The 344-nt window shown below is 59.6% G+C and carries 1 rRNA gene; it reads left to right on the forward strand.

The annotated features are described in order from the left end of the window. Window positions 1-344, forward strand: a 23S ribosomal RNA gene (locus ABEE00_RS35715); the annotation flags it as partial.

Raw genomic sequence — 344 nt, forward strand, 5'->3', positions numbered from 1 at the left:
GGGTGTGGTGGAGCCGCCGGCCCGATCCGGTAGTAGGTGAGTGATGGGGTGACGCAGGAAGGTAGTCCATCCCGGGCGGTGGTTGTCCCGGGGTAAGGGTGTAGCCCGAGAGATAGGCAAATCCGTCTCTCATGGTGGGTGAGACCTGATGCCGAGCCGTTTGTGGTGAAGTGGATGATCCTATGCTGTCGAGAAAAGCCTCTAGCGAGGTGTGTGGCGGCCCGTACCCTAAACCGACTCAGGTGGTCTGGTAGAGAATACCGAGGCGTTCGGGTGAACTATGGTTAAGGAACTCGGCAAAATGCCCCCGTAACTTCGGGAGAAGGGGGGCCACGGCTGGTGAT

Origin of the sequence: Streptomyces odontomachicola, assembly GCF_039605595.1 — a bacterium.
Classification (GTDB): Bacteria; Actinomycetota; Actinomycetes; order Streptomycetales; family Streptomycetaceae; genus Streptomyces.